Origin of the sequence: Dyella sp. SG609, from assembly GCF_012275375.1 — a bacterium.
GTDB lineage: Bacteria > Pseudomonadota > Gammaproteobacteria > Xanthomonadales > Rhodanobacteraceae > Dyella_D > Dyella_D marensis.
This window is the reverse complement of sequence record NZ_JAAZQJ010000006.1, coordinates 149,266-164,174: the sequence shown is the minus strand read 5'-3', so window position 1 is coordinate 164,174 and position 14,909 is coordinate 149,266. Positions and strand designations below refer to the sequence as shown.

At 67.8% G+C, this 14,909-nt stretch carries 17 protein-coding genes; 6 read left to right on the top strand and 11 right to left on the bottom strand.

The features are described from left to right. Window positions 1-23 precede the first annotated feature (23 nt). Complete coding sequence (locus tag FHW85_RS13380; protein WP_167255827.1) at window positions 24-518, bottom strand: hypothetical protein; 495 nt, start codon at window positions 516-518, stop codon at window positions 24-26. Window positions 519-639: 121 nt separating this feature from the next. Further along, the gene (gene dcd, locus FHW85_RS13375; protein ID WP_167255829.1) at window positions 640-1,206 is read right to left on the bottom strand and encodes a dCTP deaminase; all 567 of its coding nucleotides are present in this window, start codon (window positions 1,204-1,206) and stop codon (window positions 640-642) included. 355 nt (window positions 1,207-1,561) lie between these two features. Between dcd and FHW85_RS13370 the strand changes: the two genes are divergently transcribed. Further along, window positions 1,562-2,161, top strand: a complete 600-nt coding sequence (locus FHW85_RS13370) for a hypothetical protein (protein WP_167255831.1) — start codon at window positions 1,562-1,564, stop codon at window positions 2,159-2,161. 45 nt (window positions 2,162-2,206) lie between these two features. On the opposite strand, the gene FHW85_RS13365 is transcribed toward FHW85_RS13370, so the two are convergent. Then, complete coding sequence (locus tag FHW85_RS13365) at window positions 2,207-2,473, bottom strand: hypothetical protein (RefSeq protein WP_168648551.1); 267 nt, start codon at window positions 2,471-2,473, stop codon at window positions 2,207-2,209. After that, window positions 2,470-3,564, bottom strand: a complete 1,095-nt coding sequence (gene apbC, locus FHW85_RS13360) for an iron-sulfur cluster carrier protein ApbC (protein WP_168648550.1) — start codon at window positions 3,562-3,564, stop codon at window positions 2,470-2,472. The genes FHW85_RS13365 and apbC overlap by 4 nt, the downstream gene beginning before the upstream one ends. A gap of 158 nt (window positions 3,565-3,722) precedes the next feature. Between apbC and FHW85_RS13355 the strand changes: the two genes are divergently transcribed. After that, window positions 3,723-4,169: a DUF2147 domain-containing protein gene (locus FHW85_RS13355; protein WP_167255837.1), complete on the top strand. Its 447-nt coding sequence runs from the start codon at window positions 3,723-3,725 to the stop codon at window positions 4,167-4,169. Between the two features lie 175 nt (window positions 4,170-4,344). Here FHW85_RS13355 and FHW85_RS13350 read toward each other — a convergent pair whose 3' ends face one another. From FHW85_RS13350 to FHW85_RS13340, 3 genes are read right to left on the bottom strand one after another with little or no spacing between them, the layout of a single operon-like run. Continuing rightward, window positions 4,345-5,157, bottom strand: coding sequence for a DeoR/GlpR family DNA-binding transcription regulator (locus FHW85_RS13350; RefSeq protein ID WP_168648549.1), 813 nt, complete (start codon window positions 5,155-5,157; stop codon window positions 4,345-4,347). Then, window positions 5,154-5,774, bottom strand: a complete 621-nt coding sequence (locus tag FHW85_RS13345) for an HAD family phosphatase (protein ID WP_246866753.1) — start codon at window positions 5,772-5,774, stop codon at window positions 5,154-5,156. Before FHW85_RS13345 ends, FHW85_RS13350 begins: the two co-directional genes overlap by 4 nt. Before the next feature lie 14 nt (window positions 5,775-5,788). Then, window positions 5,789-6,949, bottom strand: a complete 1,161-nt coding sequence (locus FHW85_RS13340; protein ID WP_168648547.1) for an MFS transporter — start codon at window positions 6,947-6,949, stop codon at window positions 5,789-5,791. A gap of 251 nt (window positions 6,950-7,200) precedes the next feature. Here FHW85_RS13340 and FHW85_RS13335 point away from each other — a divergent pair, with 251 nt between their 5' ends. From FHW85_RS13335 to nth, 4 genes are all read left to right on the top strand, one after another. Next, window positions 7,201-7,740: a metal-dependent hydrolase gene (locus tag FHW85_RS13335; protein ID WP_168648546.1), complete on the top strand. Its 540-nt coding sequence runs from the start codon at window positions 7,201-7,203 to the stop codon at window positions 7,738-7,740. Between the two features lie 29 nt (window positions 7,741-7,769). Further along, window positions 7,770-9,872, top strand: a complete 2,103-nt coding sequence (gene metG / locus FHW85_RS13330) for a methionine--tRNA ligase (protein ID WP_168648545.1) — start codon at window positions 7,770-7,772, stop codon at window positions 9,870-9,872. A gap of 61 nt (window positions 9,873-9,933) precedes the next feature. After that, on the top strand, window positions 9,934-10,542 hold the full coding sequence (locus FHW85_RS13325) for an RnfABCDGE type electron transport complex subunit B (RefSeq protein WP_168648544.1): 609 nt from the start codon (window positions 9,934-9,936) through the stop codon (window positions 10,540-10,542). After that, window positions 10,539-11,246: an endonuclease III gene (nth, locus tag FHW85_RS13320; protein ID WP_168648543.1), complete on the top strand. Its 708-nt coding sequence runs from the start codon at window positions 10,539-10,541 to the stop codon at window positions 11,244-11,246. Before FHW85_RS13325 ends, nth begins: the two co-directional genes overlap by 4 nt. Window positions 11,247-11,346: 100 nt before the next feature. Here the strand turns inward: nth and FHW85_RS13315 are convergent, their stop codons facing one another. From FHW85_RS13315 to FHW85_RS13300, 4 genes are all read right to left on the bottom strand, one after another. Continuing rightward, complete coding sequence (locus FHW85_RS13315) at window positions 11,347-11,826, bottom strand: hypothetical protein (protein ID WP_167255851.1); 480 nt, start codon at window positions 11,824-11,826, stop codon at window positions 11,347-11,349. 84 nt (window positions 11,827-11,910) lie between these two features. Next, entirely contained in the window at window positions 11,911-13,440 is a 1,530-nt protein-coding gene (locus FHW85_RS13310; RefSeq protein WP_168648542.1) for a SulP family inorganic anion transporter, read from the bottom strand. Window positions 13,441-13,453: 13 nt separating this feature from the next. Then, entirely contained in the window at window positions 13,454-14,134 is a 681-nt protein-coding gene (locus FHW85_RS13305) for a carbonic anhydrase (protein WP_167255855.1), read from the bottom strand. A 173-nt stretch (window positions 14,135-14,307) separates the two neighbouring features. Continuing rightward, window positions 14,308-14,652 (bottom strand): hypothetical protein, encoded by a 345-nt coding sequence (locus FHW85_RS13300; protein ID WP_167255857.1) that lies wholly within the window; start codon window positions 14,650-14,652, stop codon window positions 14,308-14,310. Between the last annotated feature and the right edge of the window lie 257 nt (window positions 14,653-14,909).

Genomic DNA, 14,909 nt, shown 5'->3' with positions numbered 1-14,909 from the left:
CTTTTTGCTGCAACGAAGCGAACTCAGCGCTGCGACGGATCGTAGCCGCCGCCGCTCGCTTCCTTGCCCTTCAGCTCGTCGTTCATCTTGACCGGAGCGTGGTAGTCCTCCAGCGCGCGCGCCTTGGTCTCCACCGGGTTGATCTTCTTCAGCGTGCCGCCGTCGTCGTAGTACACGGCGAAGCCGTAATCCAGCTGCATGCGCGCCATGAACTCCAGATGCGCCTTGCGCACCTTGGACTCGTCGCTGGGAGTGAGCAGCACGGTCTTGGGCAGCTTGCCCTGGTCCTTCAGATAGGCGAAGTGGCTGCCGGTGTCGAGCGCCGAGAGCACCGCGCCGTCGACCACGAACTGGCCACTCTTGTAGGCCTCCACCGTGGCGTCGAACTGGCCCTGCATCTGGGCCGTCTTGATGGCCTCGTCCTTGGTGGCGCCGCGATGGCAACCGGCCAGGACCAGCATGCTGCCCAGCAGGACGGCGGCAGCGCTGCGGCTGAGTAGCGTGGATAGACGAATCATGTGCATCTCCGGCAATTCAATTCAGGTGAAGACAACGAAGCGAGTGTAGCGCCGGCCCCCTGGCCTGCACCGGCGCGGGGCGACGGCCGTTCAGCTGCCGCCCCGCGCGAATTCCTGCGAATCAGGTGCGCGGCAGCGTGACGCCGAGCTGGCCCTGGTATTTGCCGCCGCGGTCGCGGTAGCTGGTCTCGCATTCCTCGTCGGATTCGAGGAACAGCATCTGCGCCACGCCTTCATTGGCATAGATCTTGGCCGGCAGCGGCGTGGTGTTGGAGAACTCCAGCGTGACGTGGCCTTCCCACTCCGGCTCCAGCGGCGTCACGTTGACGATGATGCCGCAGCGCGCGTAGGTGCTCTTGCCCAGGCAGATGGTCAGCACGCTGCGCGGAATGCGGAAGTACTCCACCGTGCGCGCCAGCGCGAACGAGTTCGGCGGGATGATGCACACGTCCGCCTCCACGTCGACGAAGCTGGTCGGGTCGAACGCCTTCGGGTCGACGATGGTGGAGTTGATGTTGGTGAAGATCTTGAATTCGCGCGCGCAGCGCACGTCGTAGCCGTAGCTGGACGTGCCGTAGGAGACCAGCTTGTTGCCGTCGCGGAGCTTGATCTGGCCCGGCTCGTACGGCTCGATCATGCCCTTCTGCTCGGCCATGCGCCGGATCCACTTGTCGGATTTGATGCTCACTCGGACTCCCGTTGCGATCTGCTGGTCCGGCCGTGCGCGAACGCCGGGCCGAAAGCGGAAAAACATAGCGGATCGCCCTGGGTCCCGCCAGTCGCGGCGACGGGCCGGCGGATTTGCCGGCGACCGCTCCGGCGATGCGGGACGCTGCCGCGCACGAGGCCGATCATCGTCAGTCAGCCGCAAGCCAGGAAAGACAAACCACTGATTCGAAGAGATTTTCCGAACAGACCAATCGAAACCCAGGCTGAGCGCCGGCTAAATCCGCCCTGCCCGCATCCGTCAACACGCCCTCCGGCCTCCCGTTCTCCGCAGCACCCGGGCACGCAGTTCCACCATTCCAAAGAGGAGAACGTCCATGCAGCATCGCATCAGCTTCCGCCGTCTCGCGCTCGCCGGCTTCATCGCCGCCGCCTTCGGCGCCGCTGCCCACGCGCAGGAGGCACCGGTCAATCAGGACGTGCAGCGCAACGTCAACCAGCAGCAGCGCATCGAGAACGGCGTCAAGGATGGCCAGCTGACCACCCGCGAAGCCTCGCAGCTGGAACAGGGCCAGGCCCACGTCGACCGCATGGAGCAGCGCGACCTGAAGAAGGGTCCGCTGACCAGCCAGGAACAGGCGCAGATCCAGCACGCCGAGAACGTGCAGAGCCGCGACATCTACCGCGACGCGCACAACGGCCGCACGCAGAACCCCGACTCCGTTTCCTCGCGCCGCATGGCCGCCGACGTGCAGCGCAACGTCAACCAGGAGAAGCGCATCGACCAGGGCGTGCGCAGCGGCTCGCTCAACGACAACCAGGTGGCGCACCTGCAGGGCCGCGAGGCGCACGTCGACCACGAGGAGCACAACGCCGGCGCCAACGGCCATGTGAGCCGCGGCGAGCAGCGGCATATCCAGCGCACGGAGAATCGCGACAGCCGGGCGATCCATCGGCAGAAGAAGGCTGGTGGCTGATCCGGATGACGGAGACACGACGGGCGCCGCGAGGCGCCCGTTTTTTTATGCGGCGAGTATGGCGAACGGGCGGGACAACGCGGCGCGGATGCGTTCCACGTGGCCGGCATCGCCGAGCAGGGCTTCCGCCGAACAGCCTGCGCCGCGACCCGAGGCGTTCCATTGCGCGACCGGCTTGTCCGGGAATTCCAGGCTGGACACCAGCCGGCCGGCGTAGGTCGGGGTGAGCGCAGCGAACCCCAACAGCCCCGTACCGCGGTCGCCATGTTGGGGTTCGCTGCGCTCACCCCAACCTACGCCGTGGCTGGTCATGCCGTCGGCGTGCCCTGCACGATGATCTTGCCCAGCCCCAGCGACTTGTTGCGCGGCTGGCGCGACAGGCGCCCCGCCGCATTGCGCGCGATCTGGCGATAGCGCGCGGCCAGGTCGGAATCCGGAATCGCCGCCACGGTGGGCGTGCCGCTGTCGGCCTGCTCGCGGATGCGGATGTCCAGCGGCAGCGAGCCCAGATAGGCCACGTGGTACTGCTCGGCCATGCGCGCGCCGCCGCCCTCGCCGAAGATCGGTTCCTCGTGCCCGCAGTTCGTGCACACGTGGGTGGCCATGTTCTCCACCACGCCCAGCACCGGCACCTCGACCTTCTCGAACATCTTCAGCGCCTTGCGCGCATCCAGCAGGGCGATGTCCTGCGGCGTGGTGACGATCACCGCGCCGGCCACCGGCACCTTCTGCGACAGCGTGAGCTGGATGTCGCCGGTGCCGGGCGGCAGGTCGATCACCAGGTAGTCGAGCTGCTCCCAGCGCGAGTCGTTGAGCAGCTGCATCATGGCCTGGGTGACCATGGGGCCGCGCCAGATCATCGGCGTCTCTTCGTCGACCAGGAAACCGATCGACATCGCCTGCAGGCCATGCGCCTGCAGCGGGGTGATGGTCTTGCCGTCCGGCGATTCCGGCTTGCCGCTGATGCCGAGCATGCGCGGCTGGCTGGGGCCGTAGATGTCCGCATCGAGCACGCCGACCTTGGCGCCCTCGGCGGCCAGCGCCAGCGCGAGGTTGGCGGACACGGTGGACTTGCCCACGCCGCCTTTGCCCGAGGCGACCACGATGATGTTCTTCACGTTGGGCAGCGGCGCCAGCGTGCCCTGCACCTTGTGCGCGTAGATGCGGCTGCCTGCCGACACCGCGGCGGCCTCGATCGCCGGGTCCGCTTCCAGCGCCTGCTTCGCCAGCGCGGCGATCGCGTCCACGGCGCCCGCGGCGGGATAGCCCAGCTGCAGGTCGACCGAGACGCGCGCGCCGTCCACGCCCACGGCGCGCAGGCTGTCGGCGAGCGGCGCGCCGGTGTGGGGGTCGATCGTGTCGCCGAGGATGCGGCGTACCAGGGCTTCGCTTGCCTGCGTCATGGAAGGGATTTGCTGCGGGAGAGAGTGGCCATTATGCCAGCCCATGGCCCCATTACTGAGCTGCCGCGGCCTCCAGGCCGAGCTTGCGCATTGCAGCTTGACGGGCCGGCGGGGCCTCGTCAGGCTCCGTCCATACCGTTTCGTATGGGAGGGACTGCATGAAGCCTTTGATCCGCCTCGCCACCGCCGCCGGCCTGCTCTTCGCCGCAGGCGCCGCCCTGGCCGCCAGCAACTCGCCGGTGGGCACCTGGAAGACCATCGACGACAAGACCCACCAGCCCAAGTCCATCGTGGAGATCACCGAGGTCAACGGCGAGCTGCAGGGCAAGGTGCTGCACGTGCTGCAGTCCGACCATGGCCCGAACCCGAAGTGCGAGGAATGCGACGGCGCGCGCAAGGACCAGCCGATCGAAGGCATGGTGATCATGTGGGGCGTCAAGCAGGACGGCGACGAGTGGGACGGCGGCAAGATCCTCGATCCCAAGAACGGCAAGACCTACAAGGTCAAGCTGAAGGTGCTGGAGAACGGCGCCAAGCTCGACGTGCACGGCTACATCGGCTTCTCGCTGATCGGGCGCAGCCAGGTGTGGGAACGCCAGGAGTGAGGCGGCTTTCGTCGCCCCTGGGAATAGGGAATAGGGAATAGGGAATAGGGAATAGGGAATAGGGAATAGGGAATAGGGAATAGGGAATAGGGAATAGGGAATAGGGAATAGGGAATCGGAGCGCGCCCCGCAAGTATTGCGGGGCGCGCTTTTTCTATTCCCGATTCTCTATTCCCTATTCCCGATTCCCAGCCTCAGCACGATGCACCGTCACGCCGCGGGCGGTGTAGGCCGCCCGCGTCGCCTTGTCCACCTCGTGCTCCACCACCAGGTGCTGTACCTCGCCCAGCTCCGCCACGCGATGCGTGGCCACCGTGCCGAGCTTGTCGCTGGTGACCACCACCGCGGTCTCGCCGCTGCACTCGACCATGGTGCGCTTGAACAGCACTTCCTCGCTGTCGAAACCCCACAGGCCGCCGTCCAGATCCAGCGCGCAGGCGCCGGGAAAGCACAGGTCCGCGCGGATGCCCTGCAGCGACTTCACCGCCTGCGCACCCACCGCGCCGCCGATGCGCGCATCTACGCGGCCGCCGACCAGCAGGATTTCGAAACCCTCGCGGTCCATCAGCGCCAGCGCCACGTCCGGCGCATTGGTCACCACCGTCAGGCCGCTGCGTTCGGGCAGCGCCGCGGCGATGGCGGTATTGGTGGAACCGGCGTCGATCAGAAGGATCTGCCCCTGCCGCACCAGCGTCGCCGCCTTGCGCGCGAGCGCCTGCTTGCGGCCGGCGTGTTCGGCGCGGCGCTGCTTCAGCGGCTGCACGGTGACGGTGAGCGGCAGCGCGCCGCCGTAGACGCGTTTGCACAGGCCCTGCGCGGCCAGTTCGCGCAGGTCGCGGCGGATCGAGTCCTCCGACACCTGGAACTCCGCCGCCAGCTCCGCCGCCACCACGCGGCCGCGCCTGCGCAGGCGCTGCAGGATCCATTGCTGGCGTTCCTGCGGCAGCGCCTCCGCGGGGATGCTTTCGCTGGCTATGCTGCGGCTCATGCGGCGGCCCTGGCGTCGACCAGTCCCTGCGCCGCGAGCCAGTCGCGCAGGCCGTCCGCACCCTGGAACCACCACGCATGCATGCCCAGCGCGGCGGCCGCGTCGACGTTGCGCCGTGCATCGTCGATATAGATGCTGCGCGCCGGCTCGATGCCGTAGCGCTCGAACAGCCGCTGGTAGATACGCGGATCGGGCTTGATCAGGCGCTCCTCGCCCGACACCACGATGCCTTCGAACCAATGCAGGAAGTCGTACAGCTGCAGCGCGCGCGGGAAGGTTTCGTTCGACCAGTTGGTGAGCGCATACAGGCGCACGCCGCGCGCCTTCAGCTCCGCCAGCAGCTCCACGCTGCCGGCGATGGGGCCGGCCAGCATTTCTTCCCAGCGCTCGCGGAACGCATTGATCAGCAGCGCCTGTTGCGGATGCCTGGCGCAGAGTTCGGCGATCGCCTCGCTCCACGGCCGGCCCGCATCCTGCTGCTCGTTCCACGGCCCCGTGCAGACCTCGGCGAGGAAATGCTCCATCGCCGCCTCGTCGTCGAACAGCTGGCGGTACAGATGGCGCGGATTCCAGTCGACCAGCACGCCGCCGAGGTCGAACACCACGGTATCGATCATTGCATCACCTTTGTTCATCGCCGCACGATCCGCGCCGAAGCGGACACCACCACCAGCAGCCCCGCCACCACGGCCATCGCCACCGGCAGGCTGCTGATCTTCGAAAGAAAGCCGATCAGGGCCGGCCCGCTGAGCAGGCCGACATAGCCGAGCATGGTCACCGTCGCCAGCGCGACCGCCGGCGAGGTACCCGGCAGGCGGCCCGCGGCGCTGAACATCACCGGCACGATGTTGGACGCGCCGATGCCGACCAGCACGAAGCCGAGCAGCGCGGCCGGCGCCCACGGCACCATGGAAACCAGCGCAAAACCGGCCGCGGCGATGGCCGCGCCCGCGCGCACCGTCCACACCGTGCCCACCCGCTGCACCAGCCGGTCGCCGGCGAGGCGGCCCAGCGCCATGGCGATGGAGAAGCAGGCGTAGCCGACGCCGGCGGAGCTGGCCGCGAAGCCGCGGAAGTCGCGCAGGAACACCGCGCTCCAGTCCAGCATCGAACCTTCCGCCATGAAGCTGACGAAGCACAGCAGGCCCAGCAGCAGCACCAGGCCGCGCGGCATGCCGAACGCCGCATGGCCTTCCGCCTCGCCGGCGCCGGGAAGCAATCCATCGCGCAGGAAGAACACCAGGGCGGCAAGCAGTGCCGCGACCGCCGTCGCGCACCAGGCCAGCGCAAGGCCCGTGGCGAGCAAGGCGCTCATCACCGCCGCGCCGGTCAGGCCCCCGACGCTGAAGAGTCCGTGGAAACCGGACATCAGCACGCGGCCGTCGAGCCTCTCCACCTCCACCGCGTGCGCATTCATGGCGACGTCGACCACGCCCAGCATCACGCCGAAATAGGCCAGCGCCGCGGTAAGCGCGATTGCGCTCGGCGCCAGCGCCAGCGCCGGCAAGGCCAGGCACAGCAGCAGGCCGGAGGCGACGATCACCCGGCGGTTGCCGTAGCGATGGCTGAGCCAGCCCACGAACGGCATCGACGCCATCGAACCGCCGCCGAACACCAGCAGGATCAGCCCCAGCTGGGCGTCGTCCAGGCCCAGCCGCGACTTGGCGTACGGCACCATCGGCGCCCACGCCGACATGCCGATGCCGGAGACCAGGAAGATCAGGCGGGTGGACAGCGTGGCGCGGCCCAGGGATACACGGCCGCCCAGGGCGCCGTCGGTGCTTGCTTTCATGCGGTGTTGCTCGGGGTCAACAATGGGGATAAATGTATACAATCGTGCATAAACAAGCAAACGGCGAAAGTGCGCGACGCTTAAGCTCCTCTCCCCTTGGGAGAGGGGTTGGGGTGAGGGTACGGGCGGAGCGCAAGAGTGATGCGCACCGCTCCGGCCGTACCCTCATCCGGCTGCCGCCACCTTCTCCCGGAGGGAGAAGGGCTCTACCTTGGAGGACTAGGGAAATAGCGCAGCTCACAAGGAACGTCATGCCCACCATCCTCACCCACGCCGCCGTCCCCCTCCTGCTCGGCGCCGCCGCCGGCAGGCGCGCGGTATCGCCCCGCCTGCTCGCCGCCGGCGCCATCGCCGCCATGGTCCCCGACGCCGACGTGCTGGCCTTCAAATTCGGCATCGCCTACGCCGACAGCTTCGGCCACCGCGGCGCCACGCATTCCATCGGCATGGCGCTCGCGCTCGGCGCGATCGCCGCACTCGCCCATCGCCCCTTGCGGACCACCGCGTGGCGAGCATTCCTGTTCGTCGGCCTCGCCGCCCTCTCGCATCCGCTGCTGGATGCGCTGACCGACGGCGGCCTCGGCGTAGCGCTGGCCTGGCCGTTCTCCAGCGAGCGCTTCTTCTTCCCCTGGCGGCCGATCGCGGTGTCGCCGATCGGCGCGCGCTTCTTCAGCGCGCGCGGCCTGTCGGTGCTGGCTTCCGAACTGCGCTGGGTATGGCTGCCCTGCGGCCTGGCGGCGCTCGCCGTGTGGCTGGCCCGGCGGCGTGCCGGCAGCGCGCGCGTGCCATAATCCTCGATCCCTCCGCCAGCCGAGCAGCCATGTCCCGCCGACTCCTCGTCACCAACGCCCTGCCCTACGCCAACGGTCCGCTGCATCTGGGCCACATGGTGGGCTACATCCAGGCCGACATCTGGGTGCGGGCGCAGCGCATGCAGGGCGACGAGGTGTTCTACGTGTGCGCGGACGACGCGCACGGCACGCCGATCATGCTGGCGGCGGAGAAGGCCGGCGTGGCGCCGGAGACCTTCATCGAAGGCGTGCAGCTGAGCCACGAGGCGGATTTCGCCGCCTTCGGCGTGGCCTTCGACCATTACCACTCCACCCATTCGGACGAGAACCGCGAGCTGGCCTCGCTGATCTACACGCGCCTGCGCGACGGCGGCTATATCGCGCGCCGCACGATCCAGCAGCTGTTCGATCCGGAAAAGACCATGTTCCTGCCGGACCGCTACATCAAGGGCACCTGCCCCGTGTGCGGCACGCCGGACCAGTACGGCGACAACTGCGAGAACTGCGGCGCCACCTATGCGCCCACCGACCTGATCAACCCCTACTCGGTGATGTCCGGCGCCACGCCGGTGCTGCGCGATTCGGAGCATTACTTCTTCGAGCTGGCCAAGTTCGAGCCGCTGCTGCGCGACTGGTTCGGCGGCAAGCTCACCGATGGCGCGCCGGTGGCCAACAGCGGCGTGATCGCCAAGCTGCGCGAATGGCTGGATGGCGGCCTGAAGGACTGGGACATCTCGCGCGACGCGCCCTACTTCGGCTTCCCGATTCCCGACGCGCCGGGCAAGTTCTTCTATGTCTGGCTGGACGCGCCGGTCGGCTACCTGGCCAGCTTCCAGGCGCTGTGCGCGAAGACCGGCACCCGCTTCGAGGATTTCCTCGCGCCGGACAGCCGCGCCGAGATGCACCACTTCATCGGCAAGGACATCATCAACTTCCACGGCCTGTTCTGGCCGGCCATGCTCAAGGGCGCGGGCTTCCGCACGCCCACCGCGCTGCACGTCAACGGCTACCTCACCGTCAACAACGCGAAGATGTCCAAGTCGCGCGGCACCTTCATCAAGGCGCGCACCTACCTGGACGTCGGCCTGCATCCGGAATTCCTGCGCTACTACTTCGCCTCCATGCTGGGCGACACGCCGGTGGACGTGGACCTGGACCTGAAGTCGTTCGAGGAGCGCGTCAATTCGCACCTCGTCGGCAAGTGGGTGAACATCGCCAGCCGCACCGCCGGCTTCGTGCAGAAGTTCTTCGACGGCCGCCTGGCGCCCGCCTTCGGCAAGGAAGAAGCGGAGCTGTGGCGCGAACTGATGACGCACTACGACGAAGTGCCGGCGTTGTACCGCCAGGGCGAGTTCGCCGAAGTCACGCGCAAGTTCGTGCAGATCGCCGACCTGGTGAACGGCCATATCGCCGCCAAGGCGCCGTGGAACATCGCCAAGGACAGCACGCGCAAGCAGGAGCTGCACCAGGTCTGCTCGTTCGCCATCGCCGCGTTCCGCCTGCTCGCCGGCCTGCTCAAGCCGATCCTGCCGGCCACGGTGGAAAAGGCCGAGCGCTTCCTCGACGCGCCGGTCACCGGCTTCGACGACGCCCGCGCCGAACTGCACAACCACACCATCCATGCCTTCGAGCCCCTGCTCGGCCGCATCGACCCGAAGCTGATCGAAACGATGGTGGAGGCGTCGCGCGACTCGCTGGCTCCGCCCGAGCCGACCGCCAAGCCGGCCAAGGCCATCAAGAACGAGACCAAGAAGGACAACGGCAAGACCATGAGCGACACCACCAGCACCGGCACCGCAGCCACCATCGGCATCGACGACTTCGCCAAGCTCGACCTGCGCATCGGCAAGGTCACCGCCTGCGAGTTCGTCGAAGGCTCCGACAAGCTGCTGCGCTTCGAACTGGACGCCGGCCCGCTGGGCGCGCGCCAGATCTTCTCCGGCATCCGCGCCGCCTACGGCGAACCGGAGAAACTGCTCGGCCGCAACGTGGTCTTCATCGCCAACCTGGCGCCGCGCAAGATGCGCTTCGGCCTGTCGGAAGGGATGATCCTTTCCGCCGGCGACGGCGGGGACGACCTGTTCCTGCTCGATGCGGATCAGGGCGCGAAGCCGGGAGCCACGGTTCGCTGAGTTCCGCCGGAAGAACGGGATGCCTCATGCCCGTTCTTCCGCTTCGTTCAAGCCCGACGCCATGAACACCCTCGCTGACCGCATCGACACCCTGCTGCCGCAGACGCAATGCGAGAAATGCGGCTACCACGGCTGCCGTCCGTATGCGGAAGCGATCGCGCGCGGCGAAGCGCAGATCAATCAATGCCCGCCCGGCGGCGCGGCCGGCATCCGCAAGCTGGCGGATCTGCTCGGGCGCGAGCCGCTGCCGCTGAATCCCGACAACGGCGTGGAAAAGCCGCGCACGCTGGCGCGCATCGTCGAGGCGGATTGCATCGGCTGCACCAAATGCATCCAGGCCTGTCCGGTGGATGCCATCGTCGGCGCGGCGAAAGCGATGCACAGCGTGATCGCGGACGACTGCACCGGCTGCGAGCTGTGCGTGCCGGCCTGCCCGGTCGACTGCATCGTGCTGGAGCCGATGCCGCTGACGCAGGTGGAAGACCTTGAGCATGCCGAGCGGGCGCGCGCGCATTTCCAGCGCCGCGAGGCGCGCCTTGCGCGCGAACGCGACAAACAGGCGGCCGAGCTGGCCGCGCGCAAGGCGCAGCTCGGCGCGGCGGTGAGCGACAACCCGGTGCTGGCCGCGCTGGCCCGCGCCAAGGCCAGGCAACAGGAACCCAAACCGTGAAGCGAGCCGACGTCGTCGAGCTGTTCTCCCGCCTGCGCGAACTGGATCCGCACCCCACCACCGAGCTGGACTACACCACGCCGTTCGAGCTGCTGGTGGCGGTGGTGCTGTCGGCGCAGGCCACCGACGTGGGCGTGAACAAGGCCACGCGCAAGCTGTATCCGGTGGCAAACACGCCGCAGGCCATCCTTGACCTGGGCGAGGAACAGCTCAAGCGCTACATCAGCACCATCGGCCTGTTCAACGCCAAGGCCAAGAACGTGATCGCGCTGTGCCGCATCCTGGTCGAACAGTACGCCGGCGAAGTGCCGCAGACGCGCGAAGCGCTGGAAGCGCTGCCGGGGGTGGGCCGCAAGACCGCCAACGTGGTGCTCAATACCGCGTTCGGGCACGCCACCATCGCGGTGGACACGCATATCTTCCGCGTTTCCAACCGCACGGGCCTTGCGCCGGGCAAGGACGTGCGGGCGGTGGAGGACAAGCTGGAGAAAGTGGTGCCGCCGGAGTTCAAGCAGGACGCGCACCACTGGCTGATCCTGCACGGGCGCTATGTGTGCAAGGCGCGCAAGCCGGATTGCCCGCAGTGCGTGATCCGCGATCTGTGCCGGTACAAGGACAAGACGCCGGCGGAGTCCGGGAAGAAAAAAGCGCCGGCCAAGAAGGCAGCGGCGAAGAAGACCGCATCGCGGCGTAGGTTGGGGTGAGCCTGAGGCGAACCCCAACCATGCGACCGCGCTGCGGTCGTGCGGACGTTGGGGTTCGCCACAGGCTCCCCCCAACCTGCGCCAGATATTTCGCGCACATTTAAAGCGTCCACACGCAGACGCCGCCGCGCCGCGTCGCCACCGCGGCCATGCCCTTCGAGCGCAGCCTGGTCTTGCAGGTCGGGCACACCAGGTGCGAACCGTTCGGCTGCAGGATCGACTTCAGTCCGCCCTCGTAGCAATGCACGCACAAGTCGTGCGGCACCGCGCCGGACTCGCGGCTGGTCTTGAAGCGATACACCAGGCCGCCCTGCGGCAGCTGGTGCAGCACGTAGCGTTCGCGCTCCATGCGCGCCTGGCGCACTTCTTCTACCTCGCGCGCCAGCGCATCGCGCTCTTCCAGCAGTGCGCCATAAGCCAGCTGCATCGCGGCGAGTCGGTGCTGGATCTCGGCCATGGCGCCGTACAGTTCCGGCGCCTTGGCCCGCGTCTCGTCCGGCGACAGCGCGCCGGCCATGTCGCGGGCGATATCCGAACCGGTCTTGATGGCGCCCAGCGCCGCCGTGATGTCCGCGAGCATCGATGTACTCCCCTTGCGCTGGTCAAAGAAGCCCCGCGGACGCGCCTGGGCATCCGCGGGGTGTGGCAAAACCGCATGAAGCGATCAGGCCGCCTTGGCCGGACCTTCCACGCGACGCTCAAGCTCCATCCAATCCACCACCAGCTCGCAACCCCTGGACTTGGCGTTGCGGGCCCAGTCGCGCAGCAGCTCGAAGCTGGCCTGGTCGACATGGTGCAGGTCGTCCATCACCACGTGCAGGCGCGTGTTCGGCGGCACCTGTTCCAGCGTGCGCGCCATCGACGGCACCTTCAGGAAGGTGGCGATGCCGGTCAGGTGCAGCTTGGCCGCGCCGGGCTCATCGTCGTGCTCGGCCAGGTTCACCTTCAGGCGCGAAGACAGCAGGGCCAGGCGGAACAGCGACAGCGCGAAGCCCACCAGCACGCCGGCCAGCAGGTCGGTGGCGACGATGGCGAAGGTGGTCGCCAGGTAGATCGCGGCGGTGCCCTTGCCGTAGGCGGCGAAGCTCTTCACCTGCTTGAAGTTGATCATCTTCACGCCGGTAAAGACCAGGATGCCGGCCAGGCAGGACACCGGCGTCATGCGCATCAGCCACGGCAGCAGCAAGGCGAACACCAGCAGCCAGGCACCATGCATCATGGTGGCCATGCGCGTGGCCGAGCCGGCCTGCACATTGGCCGCGCTGCGCACGATCACGCCGGTCATCGGCAGCGCGCCGAACAGGCCGCACAGCGTATTGCCCACGCCCTGCGCGGTCAGTTCGCGGTCGTAGTTGGTGCGCACGCCATCGTGCATGCGGTCCACCGCCGCCGCCGACAGCAGCGTCTCCGCGCTGGCGATGAAGGCGAAGGTCAGCGCGGCCACCAGCAGCGAGGGTTCGAGCAGGCCGCCGAGATCGGCGAAGCTGGGCAGCGAGATCGCCGACAGCAGGTTGGCCGGCACGTCCACCTTGTTGACGTTCACGCCGTTGAACTGCACGAACGCGGTCACCGCCACCACGGCCAGCAAGGCGCCGGGCACGAAACGCAGCTTCTGCGGACGCAGTTTTTCCCAGCCCAGCATGATCGCGATGGTGGTCAGGCCCACGCCCAGCGCAGCCAGGCCGGTGCCTTCGCCGGAGAACGCATCGGCCAGTGCACCCGGCAACGCGGCGAAATTCTCCAGGCCGCGCGCCGCCGGCTTGGCGTCGATCAGCACGTGCGCCTGCGAGGCCACGATCAGGATGCCGATGCCCGACAGCATGCCGGCGACCACCGCCGGCGAGGTCATGCGGAACCAGATACCCACGCGGCACAGGCCCGCGGCGATCTGGATCAGGCCGGCCAGCAGCACCACCGGACCGAGCGCCGCCACGCCGTGTTCGCGCACCAGCTCGAATACCAGCACGGCCAGGCCAGCGGCGGGGCCGCTGACCTGCAAGGGCGAGCCGGCGATGGCGCCGACCACGATGCCGCCGATGATGCCGGTGATCAGGCCGGCTGCCGGCGGCATGCCGGAGGCGATGGCGATGCCCATGCACAAGGGCAGCGCCACCAGGAACACCACGATCGAGCCGAGCATGTCACGGCTGAACAGGCCACCCGAAAAGTACTTCGAGAACACATGGGAACTCATGGCAGGCTGCTCCTTAAGCCGTCGACGCGGAAGCGGCGAAACGCGCGTGCGGCGTCGCGTCCGGCACTTCGCGGGTGCTCGGATCGATCAGCACGAAGTGGCCGCTATGCGCGTCGAACGCACGCAGTTCCGCCTGCGCGATGTCGTACAGCCAGCCGTGGATGCTCACGCTGCCGTTGGCCATCGCGGCGGCGACCGCGGGCAAGGTGCGCAGGTGTTCGAGCTGGCCGACCACGTTCTCTTCGGTGACGCGGCGCAGCGCTTCCTCGCCTTGCAGGTCCGGGCTGTTTTCGGCCACGACATAGCGCGCCACGTCGGCATGCTTCAGCCACGCAGCGACCGACGGCATGTGCGCGACCTTGGCCGGCGCCAGCAGGCCCTTCATGGCGCCGCAGTCGGAATGGCCGCAGATCACGATGTGCTTCACCTGCAGCACCTTCACCGCGTACTCGATCGCGGCGACCACGCCGCTCACGTGCTGCGCGTACGGCGGCACGATGTTGCCGATATTGCGGTAGACGAAGATCTCGCCCGGCAGCGCCGAGAAGATCATTTCGGGCATCACGCGCGAATCGGCGCAGGTGATGAACAGCGTATGCGGGCTCTGGCCGGTAGCGAGCTTCTTGAACAGCTCGCGCTGTTCCGGAAAGACCGTGCGGCGGAAGTGTTCGAAGCCTTCGAGCAGACGTTCCATGGGTAAATCTCCCTAGCTGTGGGGAAACGGGCGGCAAACGGGCCGCCAAAAATTCTTCGATGGGGATGGGCCTCGCGCGGACACGGCAAGGCATCGGCAGGCAAGCTGCCGCAGGCGCGCAGGGACCCCAGCCGCGGACGCTCAGGCGCCGCGACGGAAAGCGCGCAGGGAGATCAGGCGTTGGGAGGGGGGCAGATCAGCCCGACCACGTGCTCGTGCACGTCGGGCACCGGGCCGATGGCCACGGAGGGAGCGCGGTCGTGCCACACGGACCACTCCATCGTCTCGACCATGATGTCGTCCAGACACTGGTCGTCGATGGCGCAGGCGCCGGCAAGCGCGTCGGAGCCGTCCTCGCCGTCGTCGGCGAGATCCTGGGCGAGGTCTGCGTCGACCACGGCCGCCACGGCGGCGCGTCCGTCCTTGCCCATGCTCTGCGCCGTCGACGCGAATGTCACCAGCACGCCGAACAGGCATGCCAGGAACAGGACGAGGACGCGGGAGTAGCGGGTACGCATGGCGTAGGAAGATACGGGCTCGCGCGGCGATGCTCAAGCCCTTGCAGCGCACAAATTTCGATCAAGCTGAATATGGACGTCCATTTCATTCAGCGCCGTGAAGCCAAAAACAAGGCTTTTTCTTCAAGTTCGACCCCTGGCAAATCGGCTGCGCATGGCCAGGCCGTCACAAAACCGACATCCATGGCCCCTAGGCTCGCCGCCCCGCATGCCGCAAGAAATTGCGCGCAGGCATCCGCCGAGGCGGCGCCGGGCAT

Bases quoted from the DNA above. Each gene is read 5' to 3' on its own strand.
- FHW85_RS13380 (WP_167255827.1), bottom strand. From the start codon at position 518: ATGATTCGTCTATCCACGCTACTCAGCCGCAGCGCTGCCGCCGTCCTG.
- FHW85_RS13370 (WP_167255831.1), top strand. From the start codon at position 1,562: ATGCAGCATCGCATCAGCTTCCGCCGTCTCGCGCTCGCCGGCTTCATC.
- FHW85_RS13365 (WP_168648551.1), bottom strand. From the start codon at position 2,473: ATGACCAGCCACGGCGTAGGTTGGGGTGAGCGCAGCGAACCCCAACAT.
- apbC (WP_168648550.1), bottom strand. From the start codon at position 3,564: ATGACGCAGGCAAGCGAAGCCCTGGTACGCCGCATCCTCGGCGACACG.
- FHW85_RS13355 (WP_167255837.1), top strand. From the start codon at position 3,723: ATGAAGCCTTTGATCCGCCTCGCCACCGCCGCCGGCCTGCTCTTCGCC.
- FHW85_RS13350 (WP_168648549.1), bottom strand. From the start codon at position 5,157: ATGAGCCGCAGCATAGCCAGCGAAAGCATCCCCGCGGAGGCGCTGCCG.
- FHW85_RS13345 (WP_246866753.1), bottom strand. From the start codon at position 5,774: ATGATCGATACCGTGGTGTTCGACCTCGGCGGCGTGCTGGTCGACTGG.
- FHW85_RS13340 (WP_168648547.1), bottom strand. From the start codon at position 6,949: ATGAAAGCAAGCACCGACGGCGCCCTGGGCGGCCGTGTATCCCTGGGC.
- FHW85_RS13335 (WP_168648546.1), top strand. From the start codon at position 7,201: ATGCCCACCATCCTCACCCACGCCGCCGTCCCCCTCCTGCTCGGCGCC.
- metG (WP_168648545.1), top strand. From the start codon at position 7,770: ATGTCCCGCCGACTCCTCGTCACCAACGCCCTGCCCTACGCCAACGGT.
- FHW85_RS13325 (WP_168648544.1), top strand. From the start codon at position 9,934: ATGAACACCCTCGCTGACCGCATCGACACCCTGCTGCCGCAGACGCAA.
- FHW85_RS13315 (WP_167255851.1), bottom strand. From the start codon at position 11,826: ATGCTCGCGGACATCACGGCGGCGCTGGGCGCCATCAAGACCGGTTCG.
- FHW85_RS13310 (WP_168648542.1), bottom strand. From the start codon at position 13,440: ATGAGTTCCCATGTGTTCTCGAAGTACTTTTCGGGTGGCCTGTTCAGC.
- FHW85_RS13305 (WP_167255855.1), bottom strand. From the start codon at position 14,134: ATGGAACGTCTGCTCGAAGGCTTCGAACACTTCCGCCGCACGGTCTTT.
- FHW85_RS13300 (WP_167255857.1), bottom strand. From the start codon at position 14,652: ATGCGTACCCGCTACTCCCGCGTCCTCGTCCTGTTCCTGGCATGCCTG.